23 protein-coding genes and 1 pseudogene are annotated in these 19,374 nt (G+C 48.2%); 16 read left to right on the top strand and 8 right to left on the bottom strand.

Going from position 1 to position 19,374, the window contains the following annotated elements; translation table 11 throughout:
* Positions 1 to 70 precede the first annotated feature (70 nt).
* The 6 genes from M988_RS04490 to M988_RS04465 all read left to right on the top strand — a co-directional run bounded on the left by M988_RS04490 (position 71) and on the right by M988_RS04465 (position 4,208).
* Positions 71 to 688: a flavodoxin gene (locus M988_RS04490; protein ID WP_423749963.1), complete on the top strand. Its 618-nt coding sequence runs from the start codon at positions 71 to 73 to the stop codon at positions 686 to 688.
* 51 nt (positions 689 to 739) lie between these two features.
* On the top strand, positions 740 to 1,390 hold the full coding sequence (locus M988_RS04485) for a DUF4405 domain-containing protein (RefSeq protein WP_082919412.1): 651 nt from the start codon (positions 740 to 742) through the stop codon (positions 1,388 to 1,390).
* A gap of 104 nt (positions 1,391 to 1,494) precedes the next feature.
* Positions 1,495 to 1,974 (top strand): (R)-mandelonitrile lyase, encoded by a 480-nt coding sequence (locus M988_RS04480; protein ID WP_064573029.1) that lies wholly within the window; start codon positions 1,495 to 1,497, stop codon positions 1,972 to 1,974.
* Entirely contained in the window at positions 1,952 to 2,713 is a 762-nt protein-coding gene (locus M988_RS04475) for a carboxymuconolactone decarboxylase family protein (RefSeq protein WP_064573027.1), read from the top strand. Before M988_RS04480 ends, M988_RS04475 begins: the two co-directional genes overlap by 23 nt.
* A 9-nt stretch (positions 2,714 to 2,722) precedes the next feature.
* A complete protein-coding gene (locus M988_RS04470) occupies positions 2,723 to 3,307 on the top strand; it encodes a flavodoxin (RefSeq protein WP_064573025.1) in 585 nt (194 codons plus the stop codon).
* Between the two features lie 10 nt (positions 3,308 to 3,317).
* The gene (locus tag M988_RS04465; protein WP_064573024.1) at positions 3,318 to 4,208 is read left to right on the top strand and encodes a formylglycine-generating enzyme family protein; all 891 of its coding nucleotides are present in this window, start codon (positions 3,318 to 3,320) and stop codon (positions 4,206 to 4,208) included.
* A 31-nt stretch (positions 4,209 to 4,239) separates the two neighbouring features.
* Here M988_RS04465 and M988_RS04460 read toward each other — a convergent pair whose 3' ends face one another.
* The 5 genes from M988_RS04460 to M988_RS04440 all read right to left on the bottom strand — a co-directional run bounded on the left by M988_RS04460 (position 4,240) and on the right by M988_RS04440 (position 8,841).
* On the bottom strand, positions 4,240 to 5,295 hold the full coding sequence (locus tag M988_RS04460; RefSeq protein ID WP_064573022.1) for an NAD(P)-dependent alcohol dehydrogenase: 1,056 nt from the start codon (positions 5,293 to 5,295) through the stop codon (positions 4,240 to 4,242).
* A gap of 78 nt (positions 5,296 to 5,373) precedes the next feature.
* Positions 5,374 to 6,204, bottom strand: a complete 831-nt coding sequence (locus M988_RS04455) for an SDR family oxidoreductase (RefSeq protein ID WP_061059657.1) — start codon at positions 6,202 to 6,204, stop codon at positions 5,374 to 5,376.
* A 464-nt stretch (positions 6,205 to 6,668) separates the two neighbouring features.
* Complete coding sequence (locus M988_RS04450) at positions 6,669 to 7,445, bottom strand: SDR family NAD(P)-dependent oxidoreductase (RefSeq protein ID WP_064573020.1); 777 nt, start codon at positions 7,443 to 7,445, stop codon at positions 6,669 to 6,671.
* A 30-nt stretch (positions 7,446 to 7,475) separates the two neighbouring features.
* Entirely contained in the window at positions 7,476 to 7,769 is a 294-nt protein-coding gene (locus tag M988_RS04445; RefSeq protein WP_061059655.1) for a Dabb family protein, read from the bottom strand.
* Between the two features lie 10 nt (positions 7,770 to 7,779).
* Complete coding sequence (locus tag M988_RS04440; protein ID WP_061059654.1) at positions 7,780 to 8,841, bottom strand: NAD(P)-dependent alcohol dehydrogenase; 1,062 nt, start codon at positions 8,839 to 8,841, stop codon at positions 7,780 to 7,782.
* A 116-nt stretch (positions 8,842 to 8,957) separates the two neighbouring features.
* Here M988_RS04440 and M988_RS04435 point away from each other — a divergent pair, with 116 nt between their 5' ends.
* From M988_RS04435 to M988_RS04425, 3 genes are all read left to right on the top strand, one after another.
* Positions 8,958 to 9,956 (top strand): LysR family transcriptional regulator, encoded by a 999-nt coding sequence (locus M988_RS04435; protein ID WP_306822961.1) that lies wholly within the window; start codon positions 8,958 to 8,960, stop codon positions 9,954 to 9,956.
* Positions 9,957 to 10,159: 203 nt separating this feature from the next.
* Positions 10,160 to 11,011, top strand: a complete 852-nt coding sequence (locus tag M988_RS04430; RefSeq protein WP_064573017.1) for an aldo/keto reductase — start codon at positions 10,160 to 10,162, stop codon at positions 11,009 to 11,011.
* Between the two features lie 26 nt (positions 11,012 to 11,037).
* On the top strand, positions 11,038 to 12,027 hold the full coding sequence (locus M988_RS04425) for an aldo/keto reductase (RefSeq protein ID WP_064573015.1): 990 nt from the start codon (positions 11,038 to 11,040) through the stop codon (positions 12,025 to 12,027).
* A gap of 34 nt (positions 12,028 to 12,061) precedes the next feature.
* Here the strand turns inward: M988_RS04425 and M988_RS04420 are convergent, their stop codons facing one another.
* Positions 12,062 to 12,955, bottom strand: a complete 894-nt coding sequence (locus M988_RS04420) for a LysR family transcriptional regulator (protein WP_008815055.1) — start codon at positions 12,953 to 12,955, stop codon at positions 12,062 to 12,064.
* Between the two features lie 148 nt (positions 12,956 to 13,103).
* On the opposite strand from M988_RS04420, the gene M988_RS04415 reads away from it, so the two are divergent.
* The 7 genes from M988_RS04415 to hxsA all read left to right on the top strand — a co-directional run bounded on the left by M988_RS04415 (position 13,104) and on the right by hxsA (position 18,535).
* Entirely contained in the window at positions 13,104 to 13,877 is a 774-nt protein-coding gene (locus tag M988_RS04415) for an SDR family oxidoreductase (protein ID WP_064573013.1), read from the top strand.
* Positions 13,878 to 14,018: 141 nt separating this feature from the next.
* Positions 14,019 to 14,270, top strand: coding sequence for a YdgH/BhsA/McbA family protein (locus tag M988_RS04410; RefSeq protein ID WP_064573011.1), 252 nt, complete (start codon positions 14,019 to 14,021; stop codon positions 14,268 to 14,270).
* 53 nt (positions 14,271 to 14,323) lie between these two features.
* Positions 14,324 to 14,662 (top strand): helix-turn-helix domain-containing protein, encoded by a 339-nt coding sequence (locus M988_RS04405; RefSeq protein WP_064573006.1) that lies wholly within the window; start codon positions 14,324 to 14,326, stop codon positions 14,660 to 14,662.
* Positions 14,663 to 15,137: 475 nt separating this feature from the next.
* Complete coding sequence (gene hxsD, locus M988_RS04400) at positions 15,138 to 15,410, top strand: His-Xaa-Ser system protein HxsD (protein ID WP_064573003.1); 273 nt, start codon at positions 15,138 to 15,140, stop codon at positions 15,408 to 15,410.
* Entirely contained in the window at positions 15,410 to 16,798 is a 1,389-nt protein-coding gene (hxsB, locus tag M988_RS04395; RefSeq protein WP_064573000.1) for a His-Xaa-Ser system radical SAM maturase HxsB, read from the top strand. The genes hxsD and hxsB overlap by 1 nt, the downstream gene beginning before the upstream one ends.
* Complete coding sequence (gene hxsC, locus M988_RS04390; RefSeq protein WP_064572997.1) at positions 16,791 to 17,903, top strand: His-Xaa-Ser system radical SAM maturase HxsC; 1,113 nt, start codon at positions 16,791 to 16,793, stop codon at positions 17,901 to 17,903. The genes hxsB and hxsC overlap by 8 nt, the downstream gene beginning before the upstream one ends.
* Positions 17,900 to 18,535: a His-Xaa-Ser repeat protein HxsA gene (gene hxsA / locus M988_RS22260; RefSeq protein WP_074388427.1), complete on the top strand. Its 636-nt coding sequence runs from the start codon at positions 17,900 to 17,902 to the stop codon at positions 18,533 to 18,535. Before hxsC ends, hxsA begins: the two co-directional genes overlap by 4 nt.
* 250 nt (positions 18,536 to 18,785) lie before the next feature.
* Here the strand turns inward: hxsA and M988_RS23325 are convergent, their stop codons facing one another.
* Together M988_RS23325 and M988_RS23320 are read right to left on the bottom strand one after the other, a co-directional pair.
* Complete coding sequence (locus M988_RS23325) at positions 18,786 to 18,977, bottom strand: hypothetical protein (protein WP_428838866.1); 192 nt, start codon at positions 18,975 to 18,977, stop codon at positions 18,786 to 18,788.
* Between the two features lie 22 nt (positions 18,978 to 18,999).
* Positions 19,000 to 19,191 (bottom strand): annotated as a pseudogene (locus M988_RS23320) (Arm DNA-binding domain-containing protein); the annotation flags it as partial.
* Positions 19,192 to 19,374: the final 183 nt, after the last annotated feature.

Raw genomic sequence — 19,374 nt, 5'->3', positions numbered from 1 at the left:
ACTCACCACTGCTGATTGAAGGAAGGAAACAGTGAGAATAGGAAAGGTATTTAGCGGGTTTCTGGCGATGATGGTCATGGGGTTTCTGGGACAACCCGCGTTCTCATCAGAGAACTCATCCGCCCCGTCCCGCACGCTGATTATCTATTTTTCCCAGCCCGAGGAGATGAAACCTGGTGCCGTTGATGGCTTTTCTGGGGCCAGCGTATTACAAAAAAATACGCCGGAGACCGGCAGCACGCAGTTTGTCGCACAGCTGATTCAGAAGCAGACCCACGGCGACCTGTATCGCATTGAAACCGCCACCCCCTACCCTCGCCAGCATGATGCACTGTTACGGGTTGCCGAAAAGGAGCAGCAAACTAACGCCAGGCCATCACTTAAAACGCCACTCCCCGACCTCAGCAATTACGACACCATTTACGTTGGTTATCCCATCTGGTGGTATACCATGCCAATGGTGATATATAGCCTCTTTGAGCAAAATGACTTTGCCGGTAAAACGGTCATTCCTTTTACCACCCACGGCGGCAGCCGGTTAGCCGACTCCCTGCGACAAATAGCCCGCATGCAGCCACAGGCCAGATTGATCACTCGTGCGCTCTCGATCTCGCGCAATGATGTTTCAGGCCCTGACGTACCCGCGCAGGTTGAGCAATGGGTAAAACAAGTTCAGCCGCAGCGTTAACCCATCGACATGAAGAAAATTTATATTTTCCAGGTCATGCAGGATACGCTGATGACGTTACTTCTGCTGGTACTGATGGGGTTTCACCTTCATGGTGAAATCGTGCATGAATGGGCGGGGATTATTTTTACGCTGCTCATTATGTTGCATTTATACCTTAACCGACGTCGACTATGGTCACTGTCACCGAATATTCCGTTAACGATGCAAAGAGTTAACAGAGTCATTAATGCAGTGACGTTCGTTGTCATCCTGACCGCTATTGTCTCTGGCATGATGCTGTCCCGACATATTCTTCTGGAGTTGCCGTTCCACAACCCTGCGAACTGGGTCAGAAAAGTACACATGACGTCGGTCCATTGGGGGATGCTCATTCTGGCGCTACATGTTGGGTCGCACTGGAAAATGCTGGCCACGTTTTTCTGCCGGATCCTGAACATCTCCGGCAGCTCACCCGTTGCCAATATCATTATGCCGGGCGTTTTTTCGCTCATCGCACTACTGGGATTGTACGGATTACTGAACACGGACTATCTCGATTATTTGCTGATGAAAGTCGATTTCTCCTTTTTCGATTACGATGAATCTGCCCTTCTTTTTTATTTCCGCTACCTGGCCATTATTGTTTTATTTGCCTTAATGACGCGCTTTTTGCTTTGGTTTTTTATATTTAGAAAATGCAAAGCGATGTCACCCCAATAGAGGTTAACTGACAGAATTGTCAGGCTGGCGTCAGTCTGACGACATGTCACCCTGATTAGAATCATTGCAGACCCTCCCCATCATCGTAGATAAGGACGCTTTGCATGATCAGACATTTACGTTACCTCGGGCTGTTACTGCCCCTCTTTACATTTTCATCCTGGGCAGCGGAGCAAAATCCCGCTGTCCATATCGCCCCCACAGGAAGTCAGAACGCGGTGTACGGGCCAGCCGAGAACTTTACCGGTCGCGTCCGGGTTGATCCTCTCTTCAAGCCAGATAACGACATCCCTGTTTCCGGGGCTTATGTCACGTTTGAACCCGGAGCTCGTTCCGCCTGGCATACGCATCCGGCAGGTCAGCGGCTGATTGTGACCTCGGGTGTTGGGCTCACCCAGCAAGAAGGCCAGCCGGTGCAAATTATCCGCGCCGGTGACGTAGTCTCTTGCCCGGCAGGCGTCAAACACTGGCATGGCGCGGCCCCCGGCAGCGCGATGACGCATCTGGCGATAACCGGGATTGTGGATGGCAAAAGCGTTAACTGGAAGGAGTTAGTGACAGATGAACAATACCATGCCCATTAAAGCTTTAGCGGCAGCGGTACTGCTAACCTTTGGTTCTGGTCTCGCGGCACATGCTGCGCCCGTCAATAAAGGAGTCTCAGAAATGAACCACGAACAAACCGTTTCAGATACGCTGTCAGCTCGCCAGCAGGCCATCCCGTTGATTGCCGCATTGATGGCCAGCAGTCAGATGAATAAGCTGAATGCCGCCCTGAATCAGGCACTCGACGCCGGACTTACGATAAACGAAGCTAAAGAGATCCTCGTCCAGCTCTATGCCTACACGGGCTTCCCTCGCAGCCTGAATGCGCTTAATGAACTGATGAAGGTCGTCGAAGCACGTAAACAACGAGGCATCGAAGACGTTGAGGGCAAAGAACCGGTTGCCCCTATCCCTGTCGGGGATGAGCTTCGCCGTGTCGGTACTGCAAACCAGACGAAAATCTCAGGCGCGCCCGTCCAGGGCCCGCTGTTTGATTTTGCCCCGGTGATTAACCAGTTCCTGCAAACGCATCTTTTCGGCGACATTTTCGCCCGTGATAACCTCGACTGGCAAAGCCGCGAGCTGGCAACGGTTGGCGCATTAGCGGCCACGCCGGGCGTCGAATCACAACTGCTGTCGCATACGCGAGCAAGCATGCGGGTCGGCCTAACGGCAGAGCAGCTGCGGCAGCTGGCGCAGGTTCTGCGTGAGCATGGTGAAAATGATGCGGCTACGCGAGCTGAAAAGGCGCTGCAACAGGCACTAGCAAACAATTAGGAGTGGGTTATGGAGCATGATCCCAACCGCAGAATATTAATCACCGCACTTGCCGGGCTGACGCTGGCGAACGTTTCTTTGGCATCAGCCGCGACCGGAACCGCAAACGTGCAGGGTAAAAGTCGTATTCTGGTGGCGTACTTTTCCCGCAGCGGAAATACGCGGGTGATTGCGGGTGTCATTCACCGCAGCCTGAATACAGATCTGTTTGAAATCGAACCGGCTACGCCTTATCCGGAAGACTATTTTCAGAACGTTGAACAAGCGCAAAATGAGCGTGAGCGGGGAATAAAGCCCGCATTAAAAAATAGCGTCGCAGATATCTCACGCTATGAGACCGTGTATTTAGGTTTTCCCATTTGGGGGACCAGCGTGCCGCCTGTCGTGCAAGCATTTCTCAGCAGCCACAACCTTGCGGACAAACTACTCATCCCCTTCATTACTCACGGTGGCTACGGTAAAGGAGATAGCGACGACCTCCTTACCCGTCTCGCCCCAACTGCGCGTCGGGAAAAACCGCTGGTCATTGAATGCGACCAGGAACGAAGAACTACAGAAACGGTAACCAGTTGGTTAGAGACGATACGCAACTAGCTCTTTATAAATGATTCTGGCAAAGAAAATGGTGAAAAATCAAAGGGAGATCAGCGTGCCGATAGTACTAAAGGGTATTGGATTATTTCTTTTTTTATCAGGTTCAGCCTATGCGGGATTGACTGAAAGCACTCAGGAGAATAACCAACAGATATATGTTAATTCGTTAGGGATGCGTTTTATCACAATACCGGCAGGGCAATTTCTGATGGGTTCATCGGATGCAGCGGCTGATAGCAGAGAAAAACCTCAACACTTAGTGACATTCTCTGACGATCTTTTCATGGGGCAATTTGAGGTTACACAAGCAGACTGGTTGGCTGTGATGGGGGAAAATCCTTATGTACGCGATCGCTCCAATCCCTACTATCTTCTTCCAGGTATGGCAGACCGTATTACGCACCCAGATCATCCCGCGACCGTATCCTGGCAGGATGCAATAGAATTTATAGAGAAACTCAATAAACGAGAAGGTACAACCGGCTATCGATTACCGACAGAAGCTGAATGGGAATATGCAGCTCGGGCAGGTAGTACTACACGTTATTTTTTCGGCGATGACGCTTCTGCGTTAGATAATTATGCCTGGCATGGAGAAAATTTTGTTACCGGTGGCACACATCCCGTCGGTACGAAAAAACCAAACCCCTGGGGGTTATATGATATTTATGGCAATGCCTGGGAATGGGTCAGCGATTATTACAGTACCGGCTATTATGCTCAAAGCCCAGAACACAATCCGCAAGGCCCCGACGATGGTTCGGAACGTGTCGTGCGTGGCGGTAGCTGGCATAGTACAGCGAATGGCTGGCATAGCGCATGGCGAAAACCCTACCCTGCCGATTACCGTGGAATAAGTATTGGATTCAGAGTGGTTTACACCGACTTACCAAAACCATAAAAAAAGGCGGTAGGATATACCGCCTTTTTCATTACGACTGGAGAGATGCAACATCAATCACGAACCGGTATTTAACATCACTTTTCAGCATTCGCTGCCAGGCGGTATTGATATCCTGAATATTGATCAACTCAATATCTGATGTGATCTGATGTTCCGCACAAAAATCAATCATCTCCTGTGTCTCTGCAATCCCACCAATGACTGACCCGGCCACAGATTTTCGCCCTAAGATCAGCGGGGTACTATTTAGCATTGGGTTCAAATCCCCCAGATACCCTACAAGCACTAGCGTTCCACTCAACGCCAGTGTGGGAATATAGGGGTTCAGATCATGAACATAAGGTACCGTATCGATAATCAAATCAAACTGGTTGTGCGTACCCTGCATCTGCTTTTCATCGGTTGAAATAACAATATGCGCGGCCCCCAGACGACGGGCATCGGCCTCTTTATTCGGCGAACGACTGAATAATGTAACTTCTGCACCCAGTGCTTTCGCTAATTTAATCGCCATATGCCCCAGGCCACCTAAACCGACCACAGCCACTTTACTGCCGGGGCCTACATTCCAGTGACGCAGCGGTGACCATGTTGTGATACCGGCACAGAGCAGCGGTGCCGCCCCCTTTAAATCCAAAGTATCAGGAACTTTGATAACAAATTTTTCGGTGACAACAATCTTGTCAGAATAGCCGCCATAGGTTGGCATATGGTCATGTCTGTCAACGTCGTTATAGGTTAATGTATTCCCCTCTTCACAGTACTGCTCTAACCCCTGAACACAGGGTTTGCAATGCTGACAGGAATCTACCATACAGCCCACACCGGCATAGTCGCCTGGGCTGAATTTTGTAACGGCCTTCCCGACCTGAATAACACGGCCAATGATTTCGTGACCTGGAACCATCGGATATTTTGCACCACCCCAGTCATTAAAAGCATTATGGATATCTGAGTGGCAAACCCCACTGTATAAAATCTCGATAACCACATCGTTATCGCGCGGATCGCGACGAACAAAGTTATGTGGCACTAAATCTTCTTTCGCACCAAAAGCGGCATAACCTTTCACATTTAACGTCATCTGTGAATCTCCGAATAAGAAGTGAGGCAAGATGATGGCCATGGGACGGTCATCATCTCGTGGGATAAAAAAGAAAGATTATTGCGGGCGTAATTCGCCATATTTATAAGATGCCGTTGCGCCGCCATCGATAAGCAGATCGCTACCGGTCACATAGGTACCATTAGGCCCGAACAGAAACTCTGCCAGCGCGCCAATTTCATCCGGCGTACCGCCCCGACCTGCCGGAGATTTATCCAGCATATTGCGATAAAACGCGCCACGCTCTGCGCTGTTAAGCTCGTCATAGGCCAGCGGCGTAAAGACGATACCGGCGCTGATGCAGTTAATTCGCGCACCACGCTTGCCCCATTTTACCGCTTCTGACATCACACGCAGCGCATTGCAGCGTTTGGAAATCTGGTAAGCATATAGGCTGTCTTCAATATCTTTTATCAGCGGCAATTCAAGCAGCTCTTCCGGCGGTAACGCTGCTAATGCATCTGCTTGTGCCTGAGTCAACGCATCAACGGCTAAGCGATGGCTGGACTGCGAGCCAATCACGACGCAGGACCCACCTGGCGCAATAACCTTACCAAATTCCTCAAACAGCACGGCGCTGCCGTAGAGATCAACGCGAATGAGATCCTGTGCTTGCGCCTGAGACGGTGACAATCCTGCAGTATGGATAACCCCCATGATTTCGCCCATGCTACACGCAGTTTTCACAAGTTCCTGGATCGACTGACGAGAACGGACATCTACCGTGGTAGTACTTACTTCGAAACCGGCCCGTGAAAGAGTATTTTCGGCCTGTTGAGCGTTCTCAGTTTTTATATCGGCCAAGAGAATATGTTTTCCTACGCTGACACGTCGCGCAATAGCCTGAGCAATAGACCCGCTTCCGATAACAACAATGACGTCTTTCATACCAACTCCTGTTTATAGGTTGTAGCAGTAACCATAAAGATCGGCACTGACGATGCGTAAAGCATAGCGGTTATAGACAAAGGGGTTAACCAGGCTAACGCGCTTAGCTCTATGAGTTTTGCTCATGAATCGCGGAGATTGGGTCCGGCTGGTGCGGAGAAAGGGACACAAGAAAACAGGATGACTTTGCATGATTCGCTGGGAAACACAATGGCATCAATGTTGACGAAGCTGGCAAGTACATTACGTTGAAGATTCGGTAAGAACGAAAGGTGGAAGCCCCATCCCTGGCGGCTAAGTTTATTCAGCTGACAATCACTGCAACTTTACTCAATGGCAGATAAGGACTTTATTGGACCAGTCGCGTGGCCGCTGATCGTGAAGCTGACAGAACTTGCCAGCTATTTCTTTCGCTTCGAGAGAGCCTGCAGAGAGGCCAGCGTTCCTGACATGGTATGAGCGGGTTATGAGAGGTTACCGGCGTAAACCTGTGTCTGCCCACCGTCGATAGTCAGATTAATGCCGTTGATAAAACTGCTGGCGTCAGAGGCCAGGAACACAACGCCATCTCCGATCTCATTAGCACGACCAACACGCCCAACAGGGATTTCAGCGGCACATTTAGCCGCGAAGTCTTCAATCTGCTCCGGGGTCATACCCTGCACGGTTTCATAACCTTCAGTCGGGATAGCTCCTGGACTAATAACATTTACGCGAATATTTCGTGACTTAAGCTCTGTGGTCCAGACGCGAGCCATGCCAATAACCGCAGCTTTGGACGCAGCGTAAGTCGTGTATTCCGGCAGACCAATAAAGGCGGTCATGGAGGACGTCAGAATGATTGAACCGCCCGCATTCATAATGGGCAGCATGGCCTGTACGGTGAATAACTGCCCTTTCAGATTGACGTTCAACATGTCGTCGAAGAAATCTTCACTCACCTCCTCCAGTTTCTTACCGATACAGTAGCCTGCATTGGAGAAAATGATGTCCAACTGGCTTTTTTCCTGCTGAATAATAGAGGCGACATTCACCATCTCTTCTTTGCGGGAGACATCGGCAACGATGGCGCGGGCGTTCGGGCCAATCTGTCTAATCGCCTCATCCAGGACACTCTGACGGCGACCCACGATATAGACAAAAGCGCCTTCTTCAGCCAGACACTTTGCGCCACCCAGACCGAGCCCAGTTCCACCGCCCGTAACCAGTGCCACCTTACCTTTTAATGTTTGAACCGACATAGATATTCCTCTGTTTGTCATTCAGGCTGCTTAAGCGATCGTCTGCACTACGCTCATACAGGAGAGATCGATGATGTCTTTGATTTTCTCTCCGAGCGCCAGGTGTTCCGGGTCGTGCATGTAACGCTCCCAATCCTCCCGGGAGTCAAATTCGGCAATCAGCACTACTGCCTGGGTTTCTGACCAGTCGAGCGTCTTTTCAACGCTGAAGGCTTTAAGCCAGGGGACAATGGTGGGCAAATTGCGGAGGATGTCGACTACAGCAGACAGCTCTGCTTCAGTCTTACCCTGATACGTTTTGCCAATGAAAATATGTTTCAGCATTCGGGATTTCTCAGGCATTTTTTAGGGTGGACATATCAATAGAGAAACGATATTTGACGTCACCTTTTTCCAGGCGTACATAAGCGTCGTTAATCTCCTGAATCCCGATAATTTCCACATCGGATGTGATGTTGTGCTGACCGCAGAAATCGAGCATTTCCTGTGTTTCAGCAATCCCGCCAATCAGTGAGCCGGATAGGCTACGTCCACCAAAAACAAGGCTGTAGGCTGAGACATCGATTTTGTCTGCAGAAGCACCAACCAGCGTCAGATTGCCTTCCGGATGCAGTAGGTTAAGGTAAATATTCAAATCGTGTGGGGCGGACACTGTATCGAGAATAAAATCAAAGGTACCGGCGTGGACCTGCATCTCTTCCGTGTTGCGTGAAACCACCACTTCGTGAGCGCCAACGCGAAGTGCATCTTCTTTTTTGGAAGAGGATGTGGTGAAAAGAACCACATGTGCGCCCAGGGCACGGGCAAATTTCACGCCCATATGGCCAAGCCCGCCCAGACCTACGATGCCGACTTTCTGACCGGCCTTTACACCCCAGCGACGGATGGGGGAATAGGCAGTGATACCCGCACATACTAGCGGTGCAACACCTGCCAGATCGAGATTCCTCGGTACCTGAAGGACAAAATGCTCATCCACCACAATGCTTTCGGCGTAACCACCGTAGGTCACCGGTGCAGTACCGTGATTATCCGGTGAGTTATACGTCAACACCTTGGAAGGGGAATACTGTTCGCGATTCGCTTTACAGTGGGGACAGGTCGGATCGGCATCGACCAGGCAGCCCACAGCGACAATATCGCCAGCCTTGTGTTTTGTCACCGCCGTGCCCACAGAGATAACTCGGCCCACAATTTCATGACCCGGAACAATCGGGTAGACGGTTGGCATGGCACTACCGAACTCATCACGCACATGGTGAATATCAGAGTGGCACACCCCGCAGAACAGAATATCAATTTGGACATCGTGCTCATTCGGATCACGACGCGGTATCGATAACGGTGCAAGGGGGGATGTTGCGGACGTGGCCGCATAAGCTTTGGTTACGTACATTCTTTGCTCCCGGTTGATCCCGGCCAAAGGTGCCGGGAAGTGCGACTACTATAGGGAGTCAATTATCAAGTGAATAGATAGGAAAATGTTGAAGCTGTTGCAAGTATAGATTGATAATGGTGTCACTTATCCTGGCCGGAAAAAGCATCATGCTGACGAAAGACATCCGAGCAATAGACATACTGGCAAAAGCTGTGGAACTGGGCAGCCTGCGCCAGGCCGCTCTCGCAAAAGGGGTGACCTCACAGGCCGCCAGCCAGGCGCTGGCTCAACTTGAAGACTCTCTTGGAGTACGTCTTCTGCACCGGACAACGCGCAGCCTCTCTCTGACAGAGGAAGGTAGGCAACTGCTGGAAGCTACGCAACCAGCACTGGCTGTACTGGACCGCGCCCTCACGCGTGCACGGCAGGCAAAAGATGAGATTGCCGGCCCGTTGCGGATTGTTGGACCCCGCTCAGCCTTCACGCCAGTTTTATGGCCAATCATTGACGAATACTGCCAGCGCTTCCCTGACGTTCAGCCTGAAGTGCAGCTCAATGACAACATGGGGGACTGGGTACTTGATCGAGTGGACGTAGGATTCCGGTTTGGTTCTCCGCCTGCTGAGGGGGTTATCGCACGCCCGCTGTTCCGTGCGCAGCTAATCATCTGTGCATCACCGGCATATCTCCGCGCACATGGTGTACCCCGTTCGCTTGAAGAGTTGGCGTACCACCGTTGCAGTGTCTTCCGCCATCCGGGAACTGACGCAATTTTCCCCTGGTATGTGAACATGGGGGGAGAAATCCAGACACGAGAATTTCCTCCAACTGTGGCAACAAACAGCACGGACATTGAAGTCGAGGCCACGCTGACCGGGCAGGTCATTGCACAGCTATCATCGCTATCCGCTGCTGCGCTGATACGCGAAGGCCGTCTTGTGCCCCTACTGACAGAGCATGTGGCCAGCCACCTCCATCTGTACGCATACTACGGTAGCCGCAAAGCGCAGCCACTGAGAGTCAGAAAATTTATCGAGCTCGCCGTTGAACGGCTAACGGACAACCGGGAGCTTACCCTGACTACAGATGAACTGCTGACTTATTCTGCTGAAAGGCTGAATAAGTCACCATGAGTGGGTACAGAAAAGTCCTTTATTGAAACAAACCGGGTTTGAGGGCTCAATCAGACTATGAATAACTATATTTGGTACAAAGCCTACCGTTAGTACCACAAAATTAATGAACACATTTAATAAACCCTAGCTAATTACCCCATCTAATCGAATAAATCAGTTTGCGTTATGCTTTTCCTACACAACAGCTGAAGGATAACGTCATGCAAACTGTAAAACTGAACAACGGTGTTGAAATGCCCCTGCTGGGCTTTGGTGTGTTTCAGATGTCTGATGCCGCTGAATGCGAAAGAGCCGTTATTGATGCCATCGATACGGGATACCGTCTGATCGATACCGCCGCGTCTTACCAGAATGAAACTCAGGTCGGGAATGCTCTGAAACAAAGCGGTATCGCCCGTGACGAACTTTTTGTAACGACCAAACTGTGGCTACAGGATACCCATTACGAAGGCGCTAAAGCCCAGTTCGAACGCTCTCTGAATCGACTGCAACTTGATTACGTTGACCTGTACCTGATTCACCAGCCTTACGGCGATGTCCATGGGGCATGGCGTGCTATGGAAGAACTGCAGCAGGCAGGCAAAATTCGCGCCATTGGCGTCAGCAACTTCCATCCAGACCGACTGGCCGACCTTATCGCCTTCAACAAAGTGGCTCCTGCGGTGAACCAGATTGAAGTTAACCCCTTCAACCAGCAGCTGCATGCGGTTCCATGGAATCAAAGCCGTGGCATTCAGCCGGAAGCCTGGGCACCGTTTGCAGAGGGTAAAAATGGTCTGTTCCAGCATCCCGTGCTAACAGCAATTGGCCAGAAGTACGGCAAAAGCGTGGGTCAGGTAGTACTGCGTTGGATCTTCCAGCGAGGCATCGTTTCTCTGGCTAAATCTGTGCGAAAAGAACGTATGGAAGAGAACATCAACATTCTCGATTTTGAACTCAGTTCTGAAGATATGCTGCAGATTACCGCACTTGATACCGCCACCAGCGCCTTCTTCTCGCATCGTGATCCTGCAATGGTGGAATGGCTGACTGGCCGCAAACTCGACGTTTAAGCGATGCAAAAAGAGGAATTCATAAAATGCAAAAACGTATTCTTGGTAAATCTGGGCTGGAAGTCTCCGCGCTTGGTCTCGGTTGCATGGGTCTCAGCCACGGCTACGGCCCGGCGACCAATACTCGTCAGGCTATCGAGCTGATTCGCGCTGCGGTTGAACGCGGCGTCACCTTCTTCGATACCGCTGAAGTGTATGGCCCATATCTTAATGAAGAGGTTGTCGGTGAAGCCTTAAAACCGTTTCGTGACCGCGTGGTCATCGCCACCAAGTTTGGTTTTACCTTTGGCGACGACAACAAGCAGCAGATTTTAAACAGTCGTCCGGAGCATATCCGTGAAGCAGTGGAAGGATCATTACGCCGTCTTAAGACTGATGTCATTGATCTGCTGTATCAACACCGTGTCGATCCGGATGTGCCTATTGAAGATGTTGCGGGAACGGTGAAAGACCTGATCGCGGAAGGTAAGGTAAAACATTTCGGTCTGTCCGAAGCAGGTGCGCAAACCATTCGCCGTGCGCATGCCGTACAACCGGTCACTGCGCTGCAAAGCGAATATTCCCTGTGGTGGCGCGAACCTGAGCAGGAGATCCTACCGTTACTGGAAGAACTTGGCATTGGTTTCGTTCCCTTCAGCCCATTAGGTAAAGGCTTCCTGACGGGAGCAATTAAACCAGGAACGACGTTTGGCAAGGATGATTACCGCAGCACCGTGCCGCGTTTCGCCGAACAGGCAATTGAGGCCAACGAAAAGCTGGTCTCATTGCTGGGCGAACTAGCGGCTGGGAAAGGCGTGACGTCTGCACAAATCGCGCTGGCATGGCTGCTGGCACAAAAGCCATGGATTGTACCTATCCCTGGTACCACGAAACTGCACCGGCTGGAAGAAAACCTGGGAGCTGCCGACATCATTCTTTCGCAGGATGACTCACGGCAGATAACTCAGGCGCTTGAAACGATTAAAATCGTCGGCGAACGTTACTCACCTGAGCATCAGGCTCGAGTAGGCCGTTAATATCCGGACGGGTCCACAACAAATGGCGGACCCGTTATTCCGAGTAGCGAAGTGCATCAATCATCAGTGCAAAAGCGGGTGGATGCTGCTTACGGCTCGGATAGTAGAGATAATATCCTGGAAAAGACGGACACCAGTCCTGCAGAACCTGAATAAGCTCTCCTGACTTTATATAATCCTGCACCCTGTCTTCGGGTATACAGGCGATACCAAAACCGGATAACGCCGCATCAATCCTTTCCGCCTGAAGATTAAACGTGACCTGCCCTTCCACTCTGACTCGTAACGGTTTCCCTTCCTTCTCAAACTCCCAGTGGTAAAGTCCACCGGCAGTTGGCAGGCGCATATTGATACACCGATGATTTTGTAGCTCGTGCGGCGTTTCAGGTGCAGGATTTTCCGCGAAATAAGATGGTGCTCCCACTACGGCCATTCTCATGTCCGGCCCAATTCTTACCGCAATCATGTCCTTATCCACGCTTTCGCCCAGGCGGATCCCTGCATCAAAACGCCCCTCAACAATATCGACAAAGCCGTTATCAACCACCAGTTCGAGATTAATTTCCGGATATTCCCTGAGGAAAGGTTTTAACTTCGGCCATACCAGACTTCGCGCGGCATGCTCCCCAGCAGATAAACGAATATTGCCGGAGGCGGTGCCGTTCAACTGAACAAGCGATTCCAGCTCCTGCTCAAGATCGGCAATACGCGGTTCAAGGCAGGCAATAATTCTCTCACCGGCTTCCGTAGGGGCAACGCTTCGGGTCGTGCGAGTCAGAAGGCGAATATTGAGCCTTTCCTCCAGGGCTTTCATCGCGTGGCTGAGCGCAGACTGAGAAACGCCCAGTTTTCCCGCTGCTTTGGTAAAACTTCGCTCCCTTGCCACCACAAGAAAGATTTGCAGTTCGTTGAAGTTTTCTTTGAGCATCGGCGATTTCCTTATAGAGGCATTCCCTTCATCGCACACTCATGAAGGGTATTCATAGACACAATCATTTTAGCCCCATTACTGACAATAATGATAATTGATATTCTGACCGTATCGAAAATAAGTCCGAATTATCAGAAGGTTTATCATGAAAATACTCGTTGCAGGCGCGACAGGAAGTATTGGTCTTCATGTCGTGAATACCGCTATTGAAATGGGTCATCAGCCCGTGGCGCTGGTGAGAAATAAACGCAAAGTAAAATTGCTTCCTCGTGGAACGGATGTTTTTTATGGTGATGTTTCAATGCCGGAAACACTCACCGAATTGCCGAAAGATATTGATGCCATCATCTTCACTCTCGGTTCCGATGGTCAGGGTCGTATTGGTGCCAGAGCGATAGATTACGGCGGAGTGCGTAATATTTTACGCATATTCAAGGATACGCCTGTTCGTATCGGCCTGATGACCACGATTGGCGTAACTGAACGACTCAGCACTTGGAATCAACACACTGAGGTTCATGACTGGAAAAGACGTTCCGAGCGTCTGGTCAGGGCAAGTGGTCATCCCTATACCATCGTCAGGCCCGGCTGGTTTGATTACAACAATGATGATGAACACAGAATTGTTATGCTTCAGGGGGATCGTCGCCATGCGGGAACACCGGAAGATGGTGTGATATCCCGGGAACAAATCGCCCAGGTTCTGGTCAGTGCCCTAACCAACGACGAGGCAAAAAATAAAACATTCGAGCTGGTGGCTGAGCGAGGCGAAGCACAGCAGGATCTTACCCCACTGTTTGCAGATCTGCAGACTGATGATCCACAAAAAAATGATGGGGTTTTAGACATAGACAATATGCCTTTGCGTGAAGAACCGGAGTGCATTATTAACGAGCTGAACCTGTATTCAAAAAAATAACCAATCTACAACCCTGACAATTTAGTCATATAGCGGTCAGTCTCATGACAGCTTAGGTCTGTATATTCAAATATACAGAGGGGGATAGTTCCCCTGATACGAGTCCAGTTTCAAAAATAGATTTTAAAAGAGGTATTAGAAATGAAATCACTACTTATTACTTCATTGGTCATGGGATTTATTTCAGTAAATGCCGCATCTGCCGCTCAGGAAATTAACCATGCAGATGGGAAAGAAAAGATCGGTGTAGTCTCAGCCAGCAATGCCTATACGCTTGATGAATTATCGAATGCGCTCTCTCGTAAGGCTGATGAGCAAGGAGCAACGTCATTCAAAATCCTGTCGGCAACGGGGGATAACAAGCTACATGGGGTTGCTGAAATCTATAAGTAAATCATTAGCATCTCGAACATGATGTGCCCCCCTCTTATAGTGAGCGTCGATTTATGTTAAGAACAGAAGACATCATCGATGAGATAACTCAATGGATTGATTCAAACTTACATAAACCGCTGAAGATAGAAGATGTTGCTGCGCGGGCAGGATACTCCAAGTGGCATCTTCAGCGTATTTTTGTACAGGTGAAAGAAGTTAGCCTTGGGAAATATATCAAAGATAAAAAACTCAGCCTTGCGGCAAAAGATCTTATTGAAACTAATGAACCAGTGCTGAGCATAGCCTATAAATATGGATTTGACTCACAACAGACTTTTACTCGAATTTTCTCTAAAAAATACAAAGTGCCACCATCGAGATATAGAAACGCCGAAAAGAGGAAAAATTAACATTTTAAATATTTTCAACCTTATGCAGCATCACCTGAATGATAATTTATTCCAGCATCAAAAACTGAAGGCCTTTTGAGCTAGAAGGTTCTTGTTCGGAACGAAGCTCAGCCCAGTTTTAACATCCAACGTCTAGACCATGACCTTCAGCCATTACACACATCAGCGGAAAAATCGATCAGAACCAGATCGATATCTCAACCATATACTCATCATGGCAAACCATTAGCTTTAGATATCTTATTTAGTCGATTCATGGCACTGAACAGACAAGCTAACAGAGCTGAAGGTCCGATGTGAGCGACATGCGGAAGTTCACTGTTGGTGATGACATTACTAACGTCGAGATGTATTAATCAACGGGGAACAGGTCACCTGTAACATATCAATGGAATGTTGTATTATTGTTGCCATAGGAAAAGTTTGCTTTAAAGCGGTTACTGATTGTAATTATTCGAGTTGGAAGGTAATGGAAATGCGCGAAAGGATGCTTGAAAAAGGACTTTATTCTGAATGGGTTATACGCAATAGCCTATACTGGATGACCCCACTTACTCAATGGAAACTCCGTGAGGAGCTATCCTGCTGGACAATCTCTTTTGAAAGCGATAGTCCCGAATGCCTCTATGAATTCGAGAGGCTGCTAAATGATTACACTTTGCGAGAAAAACTACAGCATAAAACAGGGTCGTTGAGAGATTCTATTGTCCATAAAGTGCTTCGCAGTGTCGATGAAAGGCTTTCTTAATGGAATTGATGCCTTTCAATTTTGATAGATTGCCTAATGGACGGGTATTTATAAGCAATCTTGCTGGCTTTCATCACTTCATCGATGAGCAAGACCTGCTTGAGCTGGCTGATGAGCAAATAAGTGCAGAGCAATCAAACGCCCTAGAAAGTAAGCTTTTCATAACCAACGAAAGCTCATCAGCCACAACCCCCTATGCTTTAAGTGCTGCTTTTGCAAAACGATTGATGAATGAACTGGCAGTCAGGCCAATTTTCATGATTGTGCCCACATTACGTTGTGACCATACCTGCAAGTATTGTCAGGTCAGTAGAGCTTCCGTTAACGCCTCTGGTTATGATCTAAATCCCAATCTCATACCTGACATCATTTCAACTATCAAAAAACTATCGACACCACCTTACAAGATAGAGATACAGGGTGGAGAGCCACTCTTGCGGTTCGATTTAGTTCAGTCTATCTATGAGCAATGTGCTGAAACGCTGGGAAGCACCGATTTTGAGATGGTGGTAGCATCAAGCCTGTCTGTCTTGAATGAGGATATGCTTGAATGGTCGAGATATAGGAACATAACGTTCTCTGTTTCGCTTGATGGTGAGGAAGTAGTTCACAACAGTAATCGAATTCTTGGTCATGGGCTTGCGTACAGTAGAACAGTGTCAGGGATAGAGGCTATCAAACGGTCTTTAGGCGCTGGTCGCGTTGCAACCGTTACTACAGTTACTAAAGATCTTATCAGGCACCCTGGATCAATTGTCCAGGCTCACTTGTCTCTTGGCCTCAAAGACATGTTTATCCGACCTGTTAGTCCCTATGGGTTTGCACAAAAAGCATCGTTTACCTTTTCTATGGACGAATACTTCAGTTTCTATGCCTCGTTGATAGATGAAATCCTTAAGATCAACAATGAAGGGATAAGGGTTGTGGAACATTCTGCCTCCATTCATCTAAAAAGAATCTTCAATCCCGGCTTTAGTGGTTATGCGGATTTAAAGTCGCCAAGTGGGGTCGTGCTTAACAGTATTCTGTTCAATTATGACGGTCGAGTATATGGTAGCGATGAGAGCCGTATGTTGCAGAAGGTGAACCCTGAAACGGAGTTCAGTGCGGGTGAGGTTAAAACGCTATCATTTTCCAAGAGTCCTTACTATAACGCAGTATTGAGTTCATCGTTCAATTTTGCTCTGCCAGGTTGTGATACATGCGCATATCAACCATTTTGCGGTGCAGATCCATGCCAAAACATAAGTGTACAGGGTGAGCCTGTCGGTGATAGGAGTCGTTCAACGTTTTGTCAGTATCACAAAGGGATGTTCAGGTATCTGATGAACTGCATCTCAGAAGGTGGTCCGAAGGCTGAGATGCTAAAAGGATGGGCATATGTCTGAGGTTATCAGGAACGATATCTTTCATTTTTCTTCAAAAAAGAATGTGCCCACGGGCTTCTATCGGTTATGCAAACAAAAACCAGTGAATCCTTTATTCTTTTTGCCCAATTTGTTGATAGTTGCTGAAGGCAATAATGAAGCCATTCTACCATGCTTTGATTACTCTATTATTAGCACTGAATTATTTGAGTCAATTGAAGATGGAGATATTGGGATAATCAATAATGGCAATATGATACGCGTTATTCTGTCCCGCAGAGCCAATCATAATACTGTCTTAGTTACGGAACGATGCAATAACCTGTGCCTGTTTTGTTCCCAGCCACCAAAGAAAGCAAATGATGGCTGGCTGCTTACCCAATCAGCTCTTGCTATAGCTTCATTTGGGTTGAATGGAGTTGTTGGGGTCAGCGGTGGTGAGCCTCTACTGTATGGGGATGATTTCCTAGACTTCATTGATTTTATCATCGAGAACTCACCAGATACTGCTTTGCATGTTTTAACAAACGGACGCAAATTTGCTGATATAAATTTTACTCAGGAAATGGCAAAGCGAAGCAAAAAAATCAAAATCACCTTTGGTATCCCACTCTACTCATCAAGACCGCTTGTGCATGATCATCTGGTAGGGAGTGATGGCGCATTTAATGAAACGGTTAAGGGGTTGATCAATGCAGGAAACTCAGGGATTAATATCGAACTTAGAGTTATTCCGACACTGGCTAACTATACAGAATTGGATGATATCGTAGAGTTCGTTGGCCGTGTGTTCTCCAACATCAATCAGATTTCCCTTATGGGGTTGGAATCTATCGGTTGGGCACGAAAAAACTGGTCAACAATCTTCATTGAGCACAGCAGCTATAGTGAGAAAATAACCTCCGCCATAGACGCAGCACACAGGTCAAGTATACCTCTAACAATTTTTAATTATCCTTTGTGTCATCTTCCTGAAAGAGCTTGGGAGCTTGCTGCTCAGTCTATCTCTGATTGGAAAAATTACTATCCTAAAGAATGTGATGAATGCACTCAGAAGTCTTCCTGCACTGGTTATTTCAGTTCCTCAACAGGCCGTTTTCATCAATCACCGAGACCAATTTTATGAAAAAATTTAATTTTGCTGCTCTACTTCCGGGATTTTTGGCACTCAATAATTCTGTATGGGCAAGTGATTCATCTATCGGAGCAAGTGATTTGCCTGGAATGACTCTAAATGAACATGATTTAGTGATAGCCCCACTTAACACCGAAGTTCCATTCTACATTGCAGGGCATCGCAGTCATAGCTCCCATCGTAGCCATAGTTCTCACCGATCATCATCAGGTGGCGGGTACTATGGTGGCAGCACTCCTTATTATCCAAAAACATACAGCTCACCAAGCTCATCTGGGTCTTCAAGTTCAGGAACAAGTTCGTCATCGTCCTCTTCCTCTGTCCGTTCGCTTCGTTCTAGCGACAATAACAACTCTAATACGACGAATTCAGTTGGAACTACAGAAGCTAACCGTGCAAGTAATGGGCTGACTTCTGGTACAGAGAAGCGTAAGCGCTTAATCATGCGGGTTCAATTCGCTTTGCTGGACAAAGGTTATTATAACGGGAATATTGACGGCATAATGGGGCCATCTACAAGGCAGTCTGTGAAAAATTACCGCATTGCTAACGGATTACCAATTCCTGCAACTGAAACACTCGACACTCAATTATTGAATTCTTTAAATATTTTGGCTCGTTAAATCTCAGTGGGAAATAAATGAAAAGTAGTAAATTGTATTAGTCGCATGTCCACTATTTGTGAGTACGATCAAGCGACGTCCTCTCCTAGTACTAAACAGACCGTCAGATGCAAATGTAAAGTTTCTGAAGTAAGCATAAATGTAACGCAGCAAAAAAAGAATATTTCTGGGGTTGAACGCCTCCAAAACGGAGGTGTTCAGCTTTAGTAGCTACGCTATCTACTAATAAGCGACCAATTTAAGGAACGTATCATAAGTCTATGATTATTTTATATTTTACAACGTTATCAACATGATCCGCATACCATTGCATCATCTCCCTCCGCCCTTCCAGATACAACACATGGTTGTACGTCCCACGAATCGCGTTCTTATCGACATGCGCAAGCTGGGTTTCAATCCACGCCGTATTGAACCCTTCTTCATGCAAAATCGTACTCATCGTGTGGCGGAATCCATGCTCCGTTATTGAGCTGTACATCCCGAACCAGCTTTTTCTTGGCTTCATCGCGTAATGCCCTCGCTTGTACAAGGGACACTGCCGGATAAACGCCAAAAGCCATACGCTTCTCTTTTCCATTGAAGCGATATTTCATCCGACAGTATCGGGAACCAGAGGGAACAACTTCAAGATATAAGCCAGCACCATCTGCCAGCTTATGGGCTTTATATCTGGGTTTAGCTGCATCTACCTATCGCGCATTTAGCTTCATTGGAGCATCTCATTGGACCGAACACAGAATGCCCCCACTTATGCCCCCAACTGGTAACTTGATTCCTGTTAAGTCCAGTTGATAACAGGAGATAATACCGGCCAGAAACCGCAACATACGGGCTTT

Origin of the sequence: Hafnia paralvei ATCC 29927 (assembly GCF_001655005.1) — a bacterium.
Classification (GTDB): domain Bacteria; phylum Pseudomonadota; class Gammaproteobacteria; order Enterobacterales; family Enterobacteriaceae; genus Hafnia; species Hafnia paralvei.
Note: the sequence above shows the minus strand (reverse complement) of the source record. Positions and strands in the feature narration are given on the sequence as shown.